This is a genomic window from Bisgaardia hudsonensis (assembly GCF_004345785.1).
In the GTDB taxonomy this organism is placed as follows: Bacteria; Pseudomonadota; Gammaproteobacteria; order Enterobacterales; family Pasteurellaceae; genus Bisgaardia; species Bisgaardia hudsonensis.
Genome location: NZ_SLXI01000002.1, coordinates 388,498 through 406,812 on the forward strand (window position 1 = coordinate 388,498; position 18,315 = coordinate 406,812).

Sequence of the window (18,315 nt, forward strand, 5' to 3'; positions counted from 1 at the left end):
TTATGGCAACAATATCAGAACGTTTTATTGATTTTATGAATGCAAAAGTTGCGCCAACAGCAAAACGCATGGAAAACCAACCGCACATTTCTGCAATTAGAGATGGTTTTATTGTTGTATTACCATTCTTAATCGTTGGTAGCTTCATTATGATTTTATTAATTCCACCTTTTGATGAAAATACAACTAATGCTTTTGGACAAGCCTGGTGGGCGTTTTCTCATTGGGCAAGTGATTATGGTTGGCGATTCTTCCAAGTATCATTTAATGCCATTTCATTATTTACTGCCGCGAGTATTGCTTATAATTTAGCAAAAGCCTACAAGAGAGAACCACTTCCAGCTGCATTTTTATCTGTAATGGCTTTTTTATTGGTTGCAACTCCAATAAAAGATGGTGCAATGGATATTAAATTTTTTGGTGGAATTGGTTTATTCTCCGCAATTTTTATTGCTATTTATACTGTTGAATTAACAAGATTACTTGAATATTTAAATATAAAAATTCGGTTACCAAAAGAAGTACCTACCGCTGTTGCTGAATCTTTGAATATAGTTATTCCTATTTTAGCAGTCTTGCTTACACTTTATCCTTTTGCTTTATATATTGAACATTCAACTGGTACAACGATCCCGCAATTAATTATGGATTTTATGGCTCCATTAATTAAAGTTAGTGATTCTTTAGGCGCTATTTGCTTATTTGTATTCGCTACCCATTTATTATGGTTTTTAGGTATTAATGGTTCATTGGTGTTAATGCAATTATGGACACCATTTTTACTTCAAAATATGGCAGCTAACTTAGCGGCACTACAAGCTGGTGATCCTCTACCTTATATTGTTACCAATTCTTTCTGGGATTTTTACATTGTTCATGGTGCTTCTGGTGGAGTTATTGCATTAGCGTTCCTATTAGTACGTAGTAAATCAGCTCATCTACGTTCTATTGGTAAAATTGGCTTAGTTCCATCCTTCTTTTCTATTGGTGAACCTATAGTGTATGGTGTGCCAATGGTTGTAAATCCAATGTTCTTTATTCCATTAATTTTTGCCCCAATGGCGAATGCAATTATTGCTTATTTGATCTTGGATTTTAATCTCATTCATCGTGTTTATTTAATGGCGCCTTGGACAACCCCTGCCCCAATAGGTGCTTATTTGGTTTCAGGTGGTGATATATGGGCTCCAATACTTAGTATAGGATTAATTGTATTAGATATAATTATTTATTATCCATTCTTTAAGATTTATGAAAAAACTTGTATTGCTAAAGAGCAAATACAACATACTGAAGCAACAATAAAGTCATAAATCAATCTTAAAGTTAAAATAATACAGTGATAATTTTAGCCAATCTCTCAAAATGAAAATATAAAATTGTTCATTTTAGGAAATTGGCTAATATATAAAGGTTATATTGATTTTATGATAATTTTTTATTCAACCAAGCATCGATAGAATAAGTACCAGCACCATAAGCAACGAGCATTAAAAAACCACCGGCAATCGAAACATTCTTCATAAACATAATCATTTGTATCTGATTACTAAAATCAGCATGAAATATTATTGCAGATAAAAGGTTAAACCCTACCATTAACAATGCAAATAAACGAACTTTAAAACCCAATAAGATAGCAAGTCCACCAAATATTTCAAAAGTGATCACTAAAGGCAACAGCATTCCTGGTACCCCCATTGACTCCATATAACCTTGAGTCCCTGAATATGCAGCTATTTTGTCAAATCCAGATGTAATGAAAATTGCTGACAGAAAAAATCTACCAATCACTACTATTAAATTTTGTAACTTTTCCATAAATGTTCTCCTAAATGATTAAATTAACAGTATTAAAAAATAAATTTATTACTATTTATAAATAGTGGTCACATTGTATCTATTGACGAAAAAGAGATAAACTACGATAATCGCAAATTAGTGTTCATCTAAAAAGAACAATAAGAGTAAAAAATGGGTCAATTAGAAGATATGCAAATATTTATCCGCATTGTTGAGGCGGGTAGTATTACTAAAGCATCGGAGCAACTCAATCTAGCAAAATCAGCTGTTAGCCGCCGATTAAATGATCTAGAAGAACGTTTAGGGGTTCAACTCTTAACAAGGACTACAAGACAATCTCATTTAACTGATGCAGGTAAGTATTATTATCAACAAACTAAAAATATTTTAGAAAAAATTGATGAACTTAATGAAGAAACAACTCATTCGCTTACTACGGTAAATGGGACACTGAGAATGACTGTTCCACTATCTTTTGGTTTAATCTATTTCTCTGATATTATTGATGAATTTTCTAAGGAGCACCCTAATTTAAACTTTGAATTAGATTTTTCAGATAGAATTGTAGATTTAGTGGAAGAAGGCTTTGAGCTAGCTATTCGAATTAATAAACTAGAAGATTCAACTTATCAAGCAAAACGTTTAACGCCAATCAAATTTGTTTTATGTGCTAGTCCTGATTATTTAAAAAATAAAGGGACTCCTCAAAAAATTGATGATTTAAAAAATCATACTTTTTTACAATATAGTTTAGATAAAAGTATTACATTAACACTTACCGATCCACAAGGAATTACGCATCAATTACCCGTTACTTCTAAAATAAAAGCAACAAATGGTGAATTTTTGGTTGATATGGCAATAAAAAATCATGGCATTACTTATATTCCAACTTTTATTGCTTACAATGCACTAAAAAATGGCAAACTAATTCCTTTACTCACAGAGTATAAACTACCAAGTTTAACAGCCTATGCCGTTTATCCTAGAAATCGATTTTTATCTTTACGTTGTCGTTATTTGATTGATTATATTAATAAGCGTTTTAGTAATGATAATCACTGGAATGGTACATTTTGATATATTAAATTTATTATGTAAATAAAAAATGGCATAAAACAATGTTTATGCCATTTCGTGTTTTACCGTAACTAAATAACTATTAGAAATAAGCCACCATTCTTTTTGGGTGAATTACATTATTTTCAACAATTGCGACACCTAGAAAAATATTCTCGTGAGAAAACAACCGCACTTGTCCTGATTGAGCTTGAACATTATCAAATTTGACCCGTTGTCCAAAACCTACTGCTTTCGTCTGAGCTTCATCTAATTGTAAACGAGGTAAACGAGAAACCGCACTATCTATTGATAATAAATGTTGATCAAGCAAATCAAGATTATTTTGCTCGGCAAGTTGTTGTAATTCATCAATAGTTACCATTTTCGATGTTGGATAATCAGCAACGGACAAACGTCTTAACATTGTAACATGTGCCCCACAACCTAGTACTTCACCTAAATCATCAATTAATGTTCGAATATAAGTGCCTTTTGAACAATGTACTTCTAAAGTTAAATAAGGTGCTTCATAGCTGATAAAAACTAACTCAAAAATATGTATCGGACGAGCTTCTCGTTCTATAGTAATACCCGCTCTCGCATATTCATACAATGGTTTACCTTGATATTTTAAAGCCGAAAACATTGTTGGCACTTGCATAATTTCACCACGAAATTGCTCAAGTGCGGTCAAAATTTGTGAAGTTTTGAGATTAACTAATCTTGTTTCTACAATAGAACCTTCAGAATCTGAGGTGTCGGTTCGCTCCCCCAATTTAGCTGTTACTCGATAAGTTTTATCTGAATCAAGTAAAAATTGAGAAAATTTAGTAGCTTCACCTAAACAAATAGGTAACATTCCTGTGGCTAAAGGATCTAATGCCCCTGTGTGTCCTGCTTTATTTGCTTTGAAGAGACGTTTTACTTTTTGCATAATGTCATTGGAACTCATACCTTGAGATTTATCCAATAAGAATATACCATTTATATCACGCCCTTTTTTAGTTGGTCTGCTCATTATATCTCTTTATTATATAATCACTTATTATTCATCATCAATATGACGATCTTTATCTTTACGAACAATATCAGTAACGAGATTTGACATACGCATACCTTCAACAAGTGAATAATCATAAATAAAACGTAATTCTGGAACAATGCGTAAACGCATTGCTTTAGCTAATAATGTTCTAATGTAAGGTGAGGCTTTTTCTAACCCTTTTATACCATTTTCTATTGCTGTTTGATCATCATCAAATAAAAAAGTAACAAAAATTTTGGCATAAGATAAATCTCTTGATACTTCCACATCAGATACTGTTACCATACCAATTCTAGGATCTTTTACTTCTCTTTGAAGAATAATCGCAACTTCTTTTTGTAATTCTTGAGCAACACGATCTGAACGTTTAAATTCTCTCATGATATTTCTCTCCTTAAATAATAAAGCGGCTCGATTTACAATAACAAATCTTACCGCTCTAACTACATTAATGAAATAATTAGTAATAAATACTCATATTTTTATAATGTAATTAAATTGAACGTTTCACTTCAACGATTTCAAAGACTTCTATTTGATCGCCAACTTTTACATCATTATAATTCTTAACGCCAATACCGCATTCCATACCATTACGAACTTCTGGTACATCGTCTTTAAAGCGACGTAGTGATTCTAATTCACCTTCAAAAATAACAACATTATCACGTAATACACGAATTGGATTATTACGTTTAACAATACCTTCCGTTACCATACAACCAGCAATAGCACCAAATTTAGGATGACGGAATACATCACGAACTTCCGCTAAACCAATAATTTCTTGTTTAAATTCTGGTGCAAGCATACCACTCATTGCGGCTTTGATTTCATTTAATAATTCATAGATTATAGAATAATAACGCAAGTCAATACTTTCATTTTCAATAATGCGACGTGCGGAAGCATCAGCACGAACATTAAATCCTAATACAATAGCATTAGATGCGGTAGCTAAAGTTGCATCTGTTTCTGTAATTCCACCAACTCCCGATCCAACAACTTTTATTTTCACTTCATTCGTTGATAATTCTTGTAATGCTTGAACAATCGCTTCAACAGATCCCTGTACATCAGCTTTTACGATAACATTAAGTTCAGATATATCACCTTCTTCCATATTAGTGAACATATTTTCAAGTTTCGCTTTTTGTTGACGAGCAAGTTTTACATCTCTAAATTTACCTTGACGATATAATGCAACCTCACGTGCTTTTTTCTCATCACGTACAACTGTTGCTTCATCTCCAGCAGAAGGTACACCAGAAAGCCCTAGAACCTCTACAGGAATTGATGGACCTGCAGTTGTAACATCTTTACCATCTTCATCTCGCATTGCTCTGACTTTACCATATTCAAAACCACAAAGGAGAATATCACCCTTGTTTAAAGTACCCGATTGAACAAGGATTGTTGCAACTGGCCCACGACCTTTATCAAGATATGATTCAATAACTACACCACTCGCCATACCATCTTTAATTGATGTTAATTCAAGTACCTCGGATTGTAATAAAATTGAATCTAACAACTCATTAACGCCTGTTCCTTTTTTCGCTGATACGTAAACAAATTGTACATCACCACCAAATTTTTCAGCGACTACATCATATTGTAATAATTCAGTTTCCACACGATCAGGGTTAGCTTCTGGTTTGTCGATTTTATTCACTGCGACAACAATCGGCACTCCAGCAGCTTTTGCATGTTGAACGGCTTCTATTGTTTGCGGCATTACGCCATCATCAGCAGCGACAACTAAAACAACTATGTCAGTTGCTTTTGCTCCACGAGCACGCATTGAGGTAAAGGCAGCATGTCCTGGAGTATCTAAGAAAGTAATGGTTTTACCATCAACTTCTACATGATATGCACCAATATGTTGCGTAATACCACCAGCTTCACCATCAGCTACTTTAGCTTTACGAATATAATCAAGTAATGAGGTTTTACCATGATCAACGTGCCCCATAATAGTTACAACTGGTGCTCGTGTTACTTTTTCAGCTTGAATATCACGATCTTCTAATAGTGAAGCTTCAAGTTCATTTTCTTTACGAACAATAACTTTATGCCCCATTTCCTCAGCAACTAATTGTGCGGTTTCTTGGTCTATTACTTGGTTAATGGTAACCATTTCCCCCATTTTCATCATTGTCTTAATGATTTCTGTCGCTTTGATAGCCATCTTATTGGCTAATTCAGCTATGGTAATAGTTTCACCAATCACTACATCCCTGTTTACTGGTGCAACAGGTTTTGTAAATCCTTGTTGTAAAGCACTGCCTTTTTTGGCCATTTTACCTTTACCACGAGCTTTGCCATGTAAATCTTTTTGTCTACGATTTGATTCTCTTTCTTTCTTAGAGCTGTCATCATCTCGACCGTTTTTCTTCGCTTTAACAACCTTATTCTTACCTCGACCACGAGCTTCTTTTTTCAACACTTCTTCATTTTCAGCATCACGAGCATAAACAGAAGTTAAGTGATCATCAGTAAACTCTTCTACTACATTATCAGTAGCAACCACTTCATCTGATGACATTTCAGCATATTTTTTCACCTCTTCTGCTGATTTACGAGCTAACTCTTCAGCTTTTTGACGAGCTAGCTCATCAGCTTTACGGCGTAATTCTGCTTCCTCAGCCTTTAATCTTTCTTTTTCCGCATCAACTACTTTTGCTTTTTTCGTAGTTCCTTTAGAAGAAGCTTTAGTTTCAGATTTTGGTTCTTTATTCGCTTTATTCTGAGATTCTTTATTTTTTGAATCAAAAACAACTTTCTCTTTTTCTCTTTCAGCCTTTTCTTTCTGAAGTTTTTCAGCAGCTAATTGTTTTTCTTCTAATGCTTTCTTTTCAGCTTCAGCTTTCGCTTTTAACTTAGCTTTTTCCGCCTCTTTTTTAGCTGCATCAGTTGGTACCATACGTTTTTTACGTACTTCAACTTTTACTTCTTTGCTTTTACCATCAGTCGTCGTACTACTTACTGTTGTTTTAGTTCTACGTTGTAAGCTTAATTTTTTGGGTGTATCTGATTTTTTTATTTCATCTGTCATAATAGTTATATTCCTTATTCTTTACTGAACCAACAAATATTGCGAGCTGCCATAATAATATCTGCAGCAATCTTCGGTGATAAATCTTCAATATCTGCGAGATCATCAACACCTTGTTCCGCCAGTTCTTCAAGCGTTAAAATTTGCTTCTCAGAAAGTTTTAATGCGATATGAGTATTCATTCCTTCTAAATTTAATAATTGTTCCTCAATGTCAACTTGTTTCAATGCTTCTTCTTCGGCTAATGCTGCTGCCGTAATTGCATTTTTTGCTCTTGTTTGTAATTCTTCAGCAAGATCTTCGTCTTCTAATCCATCAATCGCAGTTATTTCATCAATAGAAATATAAGCTAATTCCTCTAAACTTGAGAAACCTTCATCAATAAGAAGTTGTGCAAAATCTTCATCAAGCTCTAATGCACTCATGAATAAATTCAAAGTCTTTTTATCTTCTGCTTGATGTTTCGTATTTAACTCATCGGTTGTCATCACATTTAATGACCATCCAGTTAAATTCGTAGCTAAACGTATATTTTGTCCATTACGACCTATTGCCTGTGCTAAGTTAGCTTCTTCAACTGCAATATCCATTGAATGATTATCTTCATCAACAATAATTGAACTTACATCTGCTGGAGCCATTGCATTAATTACAAATTGAGCTGGATTGTCATCCCATAATACAATATCAATTCTTTCACCACTTAATTCATTTGTGATCGCCTGTACGCGTGAACCTCTCATACCAACACAAGCACCAACCGGATCGATACGCTTATCATTACTTTTTACCGCTATTTTAGCTCGTAATCCAGGATCTCTCGAAGCGCCTTTAATTTCAATTAATTCCTCACCAATTTCGGGAACTTCCACTCGGAATAATTCAATAAGCATTTCAGGTTTCGAACGAGTAACAAAAAGTTGTGGACCTTTTGTTTCTGTGTTGACTTTATATAACACACCACGAACACGATCGCCCGGTCTAAAGTTTTCTCTCGGAAGCATATCTTCACGTAGAATAACAGCTTCTGCTTGCTGCCCTAGATCCAGTAGTATATTTTCACGATTTACCTTTTTTACTATACCACTAACAATTTCGCCTTCTTGCGTACGAAATTGTTCAACTATTTTATTTCTTTCTGCTTCCCTAATTTTTGTACTAATCACTTGGCGAGCAGTTTGCATCGTAATACGATCAAATGCGATTGATTCAATTTCATCTTCAACATAGTCACCTAGTTGAACGCTTTCATCTTCAAAACGTGCAGCATCTAAAGTAATCTCTTTAGTTGGATAAGCTACTTCATCAACTACTAACCAACGACGGAAAGTATTAAATTCACCTGTTTTGTGGTCAATTACAACGCGTACTTCAATATCTTGATCATGTTTCTTTTTTGTAGAAAGAGCGATTGCACTCTCTAATGCTTCAAAAATTTTTTCTCGCGGTAATAGTTTTTCATTAGATACAGCTTCTGCTGCCAGTAAAATCTCTTTACTCATTATATTTATAATCCTTACTTAAAATTAAAATTTAGGAACTAAATTGGCTTTTTGAACGTTGCCAAATGCTAAAATTTGTTGTTGTTTATCAACTAAAATAGTCAACATATCATTTTCGACTTTTTCTAATTTACCTTGCCATTTACGTCTTTCTAATACTGGAATTCGTAAATGAACAGAAATATCTTGACCAATATAGCGAGTTAACTGTGCTAAAGTAAATAAAGGTCTATCTAAACCAGGAGAAGATACTTCTAAATTATATTTATCATTAATAGGATCTTCCACATCAAGTATAGCACTGACTTGACGGCTGACATCAGAGCAATCATCAATAGTCACTCCTCCTTCCTTATCTATATACAACCGTACGGTTAAAAAACGCCCGATACGCTGACATTCAATTCCCCAAAGTTCACATCCTAAATCTTCGATAGAATCGATTAATAATTCTTGTAACTTTTCTTCTAAAGTTGCCACGTTTTCTTCTCCAAAAAAGTGTTTGTACACTCTCTTATCTATAATATTTAATTATTTTAAAACATAAAAAAAGGGCATATGCCCAATTTTATTAGTTTATGTAAAAGACATAAACTCTGAATAACTCATACAAAAAAACCCCAAAAATGGGGTCCTTTACTAAACTGACATGTAAAGTGGTTGCGGGGGCTGGATTTGAACCAACGACCTTCGGGTTATGAGCCCGACGAGCTACCAAACTGCTCCACCCCGCGTCCGATATTGTTCTACATTATACGCATAAATCTGAAAATATCAAGTTTAATATTACATAATATTTAAATAACACTGTATGCATTTTTTAATCTATTGTTAATAATTAAAATCGCATTCCTGTTCCTAGTCCAATACCAAGACCAATACCTGATGTTCCCCCGCTAGCATTAATTCCGCCACCAACTGCACATCCAGATAAGGTAATAATACATAATATTAACATTAATTTTTTCATAATAAGTTCCTTAGATAAATAATTTCATTTATTTTTTATTATAGTACTAAAATTTTCAAATAAACGATAAACAGCCAAAAGATCGGTCTTTGCAATAGGCTTAAAAACAGATAAAAAATGATATAACCAAGATAATTTTTTCATAGAACTCAATATTGATTGCCATAAATTTTCCGACAATTTCTTTTCAAATTCATTAAGAACTAAAACAATTTGCTCATCTGATAATGTTTTTTCACGACACAAGCTATATACAAATAGAAGTATATCACGCTTCCTTTGATAAAAAAGATCCTTTTTTATATTAGGTGATTCAAAATCAATAAACAATACTTCCCCATTATTCCATATAATATCTCGAATTGCAGGTCTACCATGAGTTAAGTTCATTTTATGTAAAGATAAAATAGCATTTATAACATCAATTAAAATATTATTTTTCATTTTAATAGGACACGAGCAATTGACCATCCACCAACTTACTGTTTTTCCAGAATCTTTTAGCACCAAAAAATCTTTTCCTGAACACACTAATTCAGGAACTGGAGCTTTTTGCTCTGCTAAGAATTTTAATTTATTTAATTCCCTTATAAACGACTTTTTAGGATTAGGTTTTAATATTCTCCAAATCCCTTTTAATTCTTCCGGCTGTTTTAGCCAATAAGACTGAGCATTATATTGAAAACAATAAATCCGTTTTCCTTTCTGACTAACTAATAATGATTTGATATACTGCTCAAATTCTATTTGTGTTTTTAACATTAGCTTACTTGTTAATAGTGAATGCGAGAACGTAATTATATTTCATATTTTGCTTAAAAGCACATATTCTAGTATAACTATATAAAACTTAGGAGGTCATTATATATGTTTTTTCGTCACTTATTATTTTTAATACTCAGTTTATTATCATTCAATTTATTTGCCAATCCTCTGTCTATCTCTGAAAATGAGATCAATAAATATTTATCAAATAAAGTTTCATTAAAAGATACCATCGCTTTTCCTGGACTTTTTGCAATTGATTACCAACTCTCAAATTTATCCGCAAAATTAGGAAAAAATAATTCCAAAAAGATCGAAGTAGGTGGTACTGTTACTGGTAATTTTAAATTAGGAACTAAAGATTTTGATGGTAAAATTAACTTAACTTTTGACACTATCCCCTATTATGATCCAGAAAAAGCTGCTGTTTACTTAAAAGATATTCGTATTTTAAGTTGGTCAGGATCACCTGATAAATATATACGAGAGCTACAAACAATTATGCCTTTCCTATCAAAGAATCTTTCTCAACTAGCAAGTTATGTACCAATTTATGAACTTGATAGTAGCAAACCAAGAGATGTCATTATTAAAAAATTTGCAAAAGGTATTCTCGTAGAGGAAGGAAGACTAGTCTTGGAAACTAATTTTTTATAGGACTAAAACAAATAAAATAACAAAAGATCCATTGCATATCTCAATATTATAAAAATATTTTCATACGCAAACCTTTGCTTTTTTATTTACTATTTCAATATATTATAAATCCTTTTATAATCTAATTTGATTTTAAAGAGGATTTAAATATGAATTATGTTGAAATTTTAGGTTATCTTGCAATGATAACGGTATCATTTTCATTTTTACTAAAAGATGTTATAAAATTACGCTTTGTTAATGCGATTGGTTGTACTTTATTTATTATTTACGGTTTACTACTTGGCTCTTACCCTGTTGTCGGTTTAAATATTTTTGTTGCTTGTACTAATGCCTTTTATATTTTTAAAGAATTAAAAAATCATTCAAAATAAATTTTACCAATATCTAAAATGAAAAAGAGAGCAAATAAAATGCTCTCCTTTATTGTTTACCTTAAATATCCATTACTTCCATAATCTAGGGTCTAAACCTCGTTTTAATAAACTAGGGTGATCTTCAACCTTAAATTCTGGCTCTTTACCCGCTTTTAACTGTTGTTGATAATCTTTTAATAATAACCAAACAATTGGAGCAAGAATTACAATAGAAACTAAGTTTATCATTGACATAATTGCCATTACTGTATCAGCAAAACTCCAAACAATTGTCCCTGAATTAACAGCACCAAAATAAACGAAGAATAAAACAACTAAACGGAATAATAAGACAAATATTGGATTATTTTTGATAAATCGAATATTACTTTCAGCATAAGCATAATTTCCAATAATAGAAGAAAAAGCAAAAAGTAATAAAATAAATGCAAGAAAATGCACGCCAAATTCCCCAACATGATATTCAAGGGCATTCTGTGTTAATGAAATACTCTTCAATGATTCACCACCGTAATCATCAGAAAGTAAAATAACAATCGCCGTACAAGTACAAACAATAATCGTATCAACGAAAACCCCTAACATTTGGATCAAACCTTGACTCGCAGGATGTTTTACATCAGCAGAAGCTGCCGCATTAGGTGCCGATCCCATACCTGCTTCATTTGAGAATAAACCACGTTTAATCCCCATAAGCATTGCTTGAGAAAATAATGTCCCAAATATACCACCTGCCATCGCATCAAAATTAAAAGCACTACGTACAATATTGGAAAGTACTTCTGGTACTTTATCAATATTCATCCCTAAAATAATAACAGCCATAATCAAATAAAATAGCGCCATCATTGGTACCACTTTTGCTGAAACCTTGCCAATTCGTTTAATCCCACCAAAAATAATCATTGCGGTCAAAGCAACTAGACCAAGCCCCACATAATGAGGATCCCACTTCCAAGCGTTATGAGTCGCTTCAACAATAGAGTTAGATTGAACAGCATTGAATGCAAATCCAAAAGTAAAAATAAGTGCTATCGCAAAACACACAGCTAACCAAGGTGCTTTTAACCCTTGTGTAATATAATAAGCTGGACCACCACGAAAAGTACCATCTTTATCTTTTACTTTAAATAATTGCGCTAAAGAGGATTCTGCAAATGCACTCGACATACCAATTAATGCCGTCACCCACATCCAAAATACCGCACCTTCTCCACCTAATGCAATAGCTGTCGCTACACCACCGATATTTCCCACACCTACTCGACTAGCTAATCCCGTCGCAAAAGCTTGGAAAGGAGTAATAGATTGTCCTTCTGAGGCACGTCCAAACCACATTTCACGCAAACTTTGGGGAAATAACCTAAATTGAATAACTCCAGTAGTAATAGTAAAAAATATCCCCGTTCCTAATAACGTTAAAACGGTAACATCCCAAAGTGGTCCATCAAATGTATCAATAAACCAAGATAATCCTTGCTCTATAATTGCAACTAAATCAGCAAACATAATTTCCTCTAAATATTAAAATGGTAATCTGATTATAAAATAAAAATTCAATAAACTTAAAGTTGTTATTATTTATATTTGAAAATAACAACAACAAATTAGAAAATATCTAAAAAAATGAGTATTTTTTAAAAAATAAAAACCCTGATTATATCAGGGCTATTTATTAACGAGATAAGAAAAGTGCAGCAGCACCTCGAACACCACCAGAATCACCATATTTAGCTTTCTTAATAAGTGGTACTTTTGCACTACGCATTAAATGATGAGGTAAAGCTTTTGGTAATGCTTCATATAAATAATCAAAGTTTGATAATCCCCCACCTAAAACTAATACATTAGGATCTAAAATAGTAATAATATTTGCAATTGAAACCGCACATAATTCAATAAAAAGCGTCACAAATTCTACCGCACTTTCTTCTTTATTATAAAAACGTTTAATAATTTCTTTTGCAGAAAGCGATTCACCTTTTAAATCTCGATAAAGCATTTCAAAACCTCGCCCAGACAAATAAGTATCTAAACAAGCTTTATTACCACAACCACATTCATAAATAGGTGCCTTATCCCAACCTAACAATTTTAGAGCGTGATAATTAAGCTGAATATGCCCTAACTCCCCAGCCATCCCTGTTTGCCCAGAATAAATTTTTCCATTAAAAATCATTCCCCCGCCAAAACCTGTACCGAGTATTAATCCCAAAACAGAAGAATATTGTTGATTTTCTTCATCCCAAGCCTCTGATAATGCAAAACAATTTGCATCATTTTCACCACGGACTTCTCTATCTAAACGAGCAGATAAATCTTTCAAAATTGGCTTATTATCCGCAACTTTAATATTGGTTATTTCAGCTATCCCAGTTTCTTGATTAATAAATCCTGGCACACCAATTCCTACAGTACCTTTACAAGAAAATTTTTCATCTGCTTTCTTAACTAAATCAACGATTGTTCCTAACCATTGTTCATAACTATCTTTAGGTGTAGGTACTCGCTCTGAATACTGTTTTTCTAATTTATCATTAAATACAGCAAGCTCAATTTTTGTACCACCAATATCAAACCCATATAACATAACTTTCTCCTGTATTCCAAAATAACAGATATTCTAACCGCACTTTCATAGATTTTCTTTGTTAAAAATCATTTTTTATTCAATTGACACTATATTCAAATATGAAGGCGTAAAATATTCAATAAAATAATATTAAGCAAGTTCAGTCAACTTTTGTTGTAACTCTAACTGTTTAAAAGGTTTTACTAAAACAGAAAATTGTTTTGCTTTTTCTAATTGCTCCATATGTCCAGTCATTAAAAGTATTTTTACTTGAGGTAAGTTTTCCTTTACCCATTTAGCTACATCTATACCACTTAAATTACTAGAAAGCATAATATCAGATAACAAATAATCAATTTGCTCGCCTTTGGAAAAATGCTCTAATGCTTTTTCTGCTGATTCACATAAAATGGTTTTATAACCAAGTGAGTTTAATTGTTCAGCAAGAGTATCCCGCAAACTAGCCTTATCTTCTATAACTAAAATAGTATATTGAGTTTCATAAACAATATCTTTAGTTATTAAAAGTGGACTTGTGTAGTCTATTTTTCTTGCAATAGGTAACTGCAAATGAATAGCGGTACCGTTATACAACACCGAATCAATTTTAACTCGCCCTTTTGATTGATGAACAAATCCATAAACCATTGACAATCCTAAACCACTCCCTCTTCCATTATGCTTTGTAGTAAAGAAAGGTTCAAAAACACGTTTTTGTGTTTGTTCATCCATTCCACACCCATTATCAATAATAGAAAGTTGTACCATCTTCTCTATACAATGTGTATGTTGCACATCATAGCATTTGGTACAAATAATAATATTCCCCTTATTATCCAAAGCGTCTTTAGCATTAACTATTAAATTTAATAATGCTGTTTCAAGTTGATTCTTATCAATATACACCAGTGGCAGATTTTCTTCCAAATCTAACTCAACTTTAATAGATGGAGGAATAGTATGCTTAATTAAATCTCGAGATTCCAATACAAGTTGATTAATATCCACAGTTGTAGGATAAAGTGGTTGTTTTCTTGCATAAGCTAGTAATCGTTGAGTTAATGTTGCACTATTTTCCGCAGCTTTTAATGCCCGATGTAGCCGTTTTGCTTGTTTTTCATCAAGTTGTTCAGAATCAATTAAATCTAAATTGCCAATAATGATGGCAAGAAAATTATTGAAATCATGTGCAATACCACCAGTTAAATGACCAATTGCTCGCATTTTTTGACTATGAGCAATTTCATTTTCTAATTGTTTTCGCTGAGTTCTATCAATTAGAAAAGTAACTAGTCCATCTTTTAATGGGCTAACCCGCCATTCTAATATCTGTTGTTTGAATTCAATTTCAAGGAAATCTTGTTCTTGTCGAATTTTTTTTAACAATTTTAAATCAATCAATTGATCTCGACCAATAACTTTAGCTTGTTGAGCATTGAAATACTCAACAAGTGTATTAATACTTTGCTCCTTATATTCTGTAAAAAAATCCTGTAATAAACTCTTAAATTGAGCATTGTGAGAAACCAAATTCAATTGATTATCAAAAATAGCTAATCCATCTCTCATAGCTAAAAATGTTTGCTCTAATAATTCACTTTTTTCCTTCAATAAAGAGTCCGTCTGCTCCAAAGTAATCACATTTTGATGAAAAATATCAAATGTACGAGCTAAATCACCAATTTCATCTTGTGTTTTCTGTTGGGGTACAACAATATCTTTATCTCCTTGCGATAAGCGTTTTAGTGCATTCGTAATTGAGTATAAACGCTTGCCAATCAAAGTATAAATATACTTTCCTAATACAATGATTAACAAAATAGTAAATAAAGAAAAAAATAAAATATATGAACTCTGCGTCGATAGCCTCTGTTGAATTTGACTGGATGCTATTTGCACACTTTCAACCTTTTCTTTTGCAAGATGAGTATATTGCTCATCAATTTTTTTCACTAAAGCATCAATTTGAAAAGTTAGAAATTTAATTCTAAGATTAATTTCAGCCAAATTATTAGCACAAGTAATAAGGATAGGGAATTGCTTCTCTAACTTAGAAAGTTCAATATGAATATCTATATTTTCACCAGTATTTGGAAAAAACAACAAACTAGATTGAATGCTTGAAAATACGCTTATTGAAAAATTACTTTTTGCTGCATCTTCAATTAATTTCTCAACTCTATCAAGCTGGGGAATAAAATCTGCAGAGAGCTTACTGCGTTTTTCCAAACGTTTAATGTGTTGAATATAAAGTAAACCTTGATTTAAATTACTAAGAATATCAGTATGAATGATATGACGCTGATGAGTTTGTAGTAATAATTCTTGTACACTTTTTTCCAGCAATCCAATATTGCTAACTATTTGCGCAAATAGCTGATCTTGTTCTAAAGTTGATTGTTTCGCTTCGATTAATAGCTTTTGTAATTGTTTCGTATGTAGTGCTAGAGCCTTTGATTCCTCTTGATATTCAAGAGCCCCCATTGTTTGGGTTAAACGTTTTGCATAAGTTGAAATTTGTGCTGTTTTCACTCCTAGTATCATGGATGAAAACATCTGATTAAGCGAGCGATCACGTAAATCAGATAACGAATTATAAGTAGTATTTAACCCTACTATAGCGGTTGTACTAATAAAAATAATCAGCGATATAGCTATAATCAGAAAGAAAACTAAACGGAAACGTACACTATATGGCTTTGAGAAAAAAAAAGTTCGACAATTTTTCATTTATTTACTCTCATATTGTATGCCCTACTATTAAATATGATACAAATAAAATTCCCTTATCGAGAATACATAATTTATAACTAATTTACATAAATTAATTTTGAATAATGTGTATTTTGTGATCTAAATCTCAAATTCAATAAAAATACTAGATTATGACAATTATGAATGAAATTCGACATTTTCCATTCATACTCTTATGATTAAATGAAAAGCATGTTGAATTAAAAAAGAGAATTATTGGATGGACAACATTAGTTCAGCTTCACAAAGCTCTCCTATCTTACAAATGAAAGGCATTGCAAAACGTTTTGGTACATTTTATGCACTACAAGATGTGGATTTATCCGTTTATTGTGGTGAAATTCATGCATTAATGGGAGAAAACGGTGCAGGTAAAAGTACATTAATGAAAATTTTAGCTGGAGCTTATACTTCATCATCAGGAGATATTTTGATTGATGGAAATACCTTCCCAATTACCTCTCCAAAAGATGCGATTAAAGCAGGCATTACGCTGATTTATCAAGAAATTCATCTCTCTGCAAATTTAACGGTAGCTGAAAATATTTTTCTTGGTCGTGAAATCAAAAATATGTTTGGCTTAGATCTTAAAACTATGGCTGAAGAATCACAAAAAGTCCTCAATCGTTTAGGTGCTCAATTTTCTTCAACTCAAAAAGTATCCTCTCTAACGATCGCAGAACAACAACAAGTTGAAATAGCTCGGGCATTACATCGCAATAGTCGTATCCTTGTAATGGATGAACCCACTGCTGCACTATCTTCTCGAGAAACAGAACGTTTATTTGAATTAATCAAAAAACTACGAAGTGAAGGAATGGCAATCATTTACATTAGCCATCGAATGGCTGAAATATATGAACTTGCAGACCGTGTTAGCGTATTACGAGATGGAAAATACGTTGGTTCATTAACTCGAGAAAATCTTAACTCTGCCACACTAGTACAGATGATGGTTGGACGTCCATTAACTGATTTGTTCAATAAAGAAAAAGTTTCGATAGGAAAAGAAGTCTTGCGAGTAGAAAAATTATCAGATGGTAATAAAGTACAAGATGTTTCCCTAACAATACATGCTGGTGAAATTATTGGCTTATCTGGGCTTGTCGGTGCTGGTCGTTCAGAACTAGCTCATTTACTATTCGGAGTAAAATCAGCAATAAAAGGAAAAATTTATTTAGAAAATAATGAGATTAATTTTAATTCCCCGAGAGACGCTATTACACATCGTATAGCACTATTACCTGAAAATAGAAAAGAAGAAGGTTTGTTTTTAGATCTCAATATTTTAAAAAATATTACAATGGTAACAATGGAACGTGATGCCACAATGCTTGTAATTAATCAGTCTAAGGGTAAACAAATTACACAAACAGCGATTGATGGGTTAAAAATGCGTGTACCTAGCGAAAATGTAAATGTTAGTGGATTATCAGGAGGTAACCAGCAAAAAGTATTACTTTCTCGTTGGGCTGCAATTGAACCGAAACTATTTATTATGGACGAACCAACTCGGGGTGTTGATGTTGGTGCAAAAAGTGAGATTTATCGAATGATGATTGAAATGGCTAAAAGAGGCGTTGCAATTTTGATGATTTCCAGTGAGTTGCCCGAAATTGTAGGAATGAGTGATCGGGTATATATCATGCGCGAAGGTTATACAGTCGGTGAATTAAAAGATAAAGATATTAATCAAGAGCGTATTATGGCATTAGCTTGTGGTGCAGAATAACAAGATATGATATTTAGG

At 32.6% G+C, this 18,315-nt stretch carries 16 protein-coding genes and 1 tRNA gene; 5 read left to right on the forward strand and 12 right to left on the reverse strand.

The window, feature by feature from the left end; translation table 11 throughout:
- Positions 1–2 precede the first annotated feature (2 nt).
- Positions 3–1,313, forward strand: coding sequence for a PTS sugar transporter subunit IIC (locus tag EV697_RS04385; RefSeq protein ID WP_132023023.1), 1,311 nt, complete (start codon positions 3–5; stop codon positions 1,311–1,313).
- A 112-nt stretch (positions 1,314–1,425) separates the two neighbouring features.
- On the opposite strand, the gene EV697_RS04390 is transcribed toward EV697_RS04385, so the two are convergent.
- Positions 1,426–1,821 (reverse strand): DoxX family protein, encoded by a 396-nt coding sequence (locus tag EV697_RS04390; protein WP_132023025.1) that lies wholly within the window; start codon positions 1,819–1,821, stop codon positions 1,426–1,428.
- 153 nt (positions 1,822–1,974) lie between these two features.
- On the opposite strand from EV697_RS04390, the gene EV697_RS04395 reads away from it, so the two are divergent.
- The gene (locus EV697_RS04395) at positions 1,975–2,883 is read left to right on the forward strand and encodes a LysR family transcriptional regulator (RefSeq protein ID WP_132023027.1); all 909 of its coding nucleotides are present in this window, start codon (positions 1,975–1,977) and stop codon (positions 2,881–2,883) included.
- Between the two features lie 82 nt (positions 2,884–2,965).
- Here EV697_RS04395 and truB read toward each other — a convergent pair whose 3' ends face one another.
- From truB to EV697_RS04430, 8 genes are all read right to left on the reverse strand, one after another.
- Positions 2,966–3,883 carry a tRNA pseudouridine(55) synthase TruB gene (truB, locus tag EV697_RS04400; RefSeq protein ID WP_132023029.1) on the reverse strand — a complete coding sequence of 306 codons (918 nt, stop codon included), beginning with the start codon at positions 3,881–3,883 and terminating at the stop codon, positions 2,966–2,968.
- 27 nt (positions 3,884–3,910) lie between these two features.
- A complete protein-coding gene (rbfA, locus tag EV697_RS04405) occupies positions 3,911–4,294 on the reverse strand; it encodes a 30S ribosome-binding factor RbfA (RefSeq protein WP_132023031.1) in 384 nt (127 codons plus the stop codon).
- A 109-nt stretch (positions 4,295–4,403) separates the two neighbouring features.
- Positions 4,404–6,968, reverse strand: coding sequence for a translation initiation factor IF-2 (gene infB / locus EV697_RS04410; protein WP_132023033.1), 2,565 nt, complete (start codon positions 6,966–6,968; stop codon positions 4,404–4,406).
- A gap of 14 nt (positions 6,969–6,982) precedes the next feature.
- The gene (gene nusA / locus EV697_RS04415) at positions 6,983–8,470 is read right to left on the reverse strand and encodes a transcription termination factor NusA (RefSeq protein WP_132023035.1); all 1,488 of its coding nucleotides are present in this window, start codon (positions 8,468–8,470) and stop codon (positions 6,983–6,985) included.
- Positions 8,471–8,494: 24 nt separating this feature from the next.
- On the reverse strand, positions 8,495–8,950 hold the full coding sequence (rimP, locus tag EV697_RS04420; RefSeq protein WP_132023037.1) for a ribosome maturation factor RimP: 456 nt from the start codon (positions 8,948–8,950) through the stop codon (positions 8,495–8,497).
- A gap of 177 nt (positions 8,951–9,127) precedes the next feature.
- Positions 9,128–9,204 (reverse strand) — tRNA-Met (locus EV697_RS04425).
- 104 nt (positions 9,205–9,308) lie between these two features.
- Positions 9,309–9,440 carry a hypothetical protein gene (locus EV697_RS10035; protein ID WP_257793052.1) on the reverse strand — a complete coding sequence of 44 codons (132 nt, stop codon included), beginning with the start codon at positions 9,438–9,440 and terminating at the stop codon, positions 9,309–9,311.
- 24 nt (positions 9,441–9,464) lie between these two features.
- Positions 9,465–10,202: a BUD32 family EKC/KEOPS complex subunit gene (locus EV697_RS04430; RefSeq protein WP_132023039.1), complete on the reverse strand. Its 738-nt coding sequence runs from the start codon at positions 10,200–10,202 to the stop codon at positions 9,465–9,467.
- 105 nt (positions 10,203–10,307) lie between these two features.
- Between EV697_RS04430 and EV697_RS04435 the strand changes: the two genes are divergently transcribed.
- Entirely contained in the window at positions 10,308–10,862 is a 555-nt protein-coding gene (locus EV697_RS04435; RefSeq protein ID WP_132023041.1) for a YceB family lipoprotein, read from the forward strand.
- Positions 10,863–11,011: 149 nt separating this feature from the next.
- Positions 11,012–11,236: a YgjV family protein gene (locus EV697_RS04440; RefSeq protein ID WP_132023043.1), complete on the forward strand. Its 225-nt coding sequence runs from the start codon at positions 11,012–11,014 to the stop codon at positions 11,234–11,236.
- Positions 11,237–11,308: 72 nt separating this feature from the next.
- On the opposite strand, the gene EV697_RS04445 is transcribed toward EV697_RS04440, so the two are convergent.
- From EV697_RS04445 to EV697_RS04455, 3 genes are all read right to left on the reverse strand, one after another.
- Positions 11,309–12,748: an alanine/glycine:cation symporter family protein gene (locus EV697_RS04445; protein ID WP_132023045.1), complete on the reverse strand. Its 1,440-nt coding sequence runs from the start codon at positions 12,746–12,748 to the stop codon at positions 11,309–11,311.
- Positions 12,749–12,914: 166 nt separating this feature from the next.
- Positions 12,915–13,829, reverse strand: coding sequence for an N-acetylglucosamine kinase (gene nagK / locus EV697_RS04450; protein ID WP_132023047.1), 915 nt, complete (start codon positions 13,827–13,829; stop codon positions 12,915–12,917).
- Between the two features lie 132 nt (positions 13,830–13,961).
- Positions 13,962–16,541 carry an ATP-binding protein gene (locus EV697_RS04455; RefSeq protein WP_132023049.1) on the reverse strand — a complete coding sequence of 860 codons (2,580 nt, stop codon included), beginning with the start codon at positions 16,539–16,541 and terminating at the stop codon, positions 13,962–13,964.
- Positions 16,542–16,785: 244 nt separating this feature from the next.
- On the opposite strand from EV697_RS04455, the gene EV697_RS04460 reads away from it, so the two are divergent.
- The gene (locus EV697_RS04460; protein WP_132023051.1) at positions 16,786–18,297 is read left to right on the forward strand and encodes a sugar ABC transporter ATP-binding protein; all 1,512 of its coding nucleotides are present in this window, start codon (positions 16,786–16,788) and stop codon (positions 18,295–18,297) included.
- Positions 18,298–18,315 lie beyond the last annotated feature (18 nt).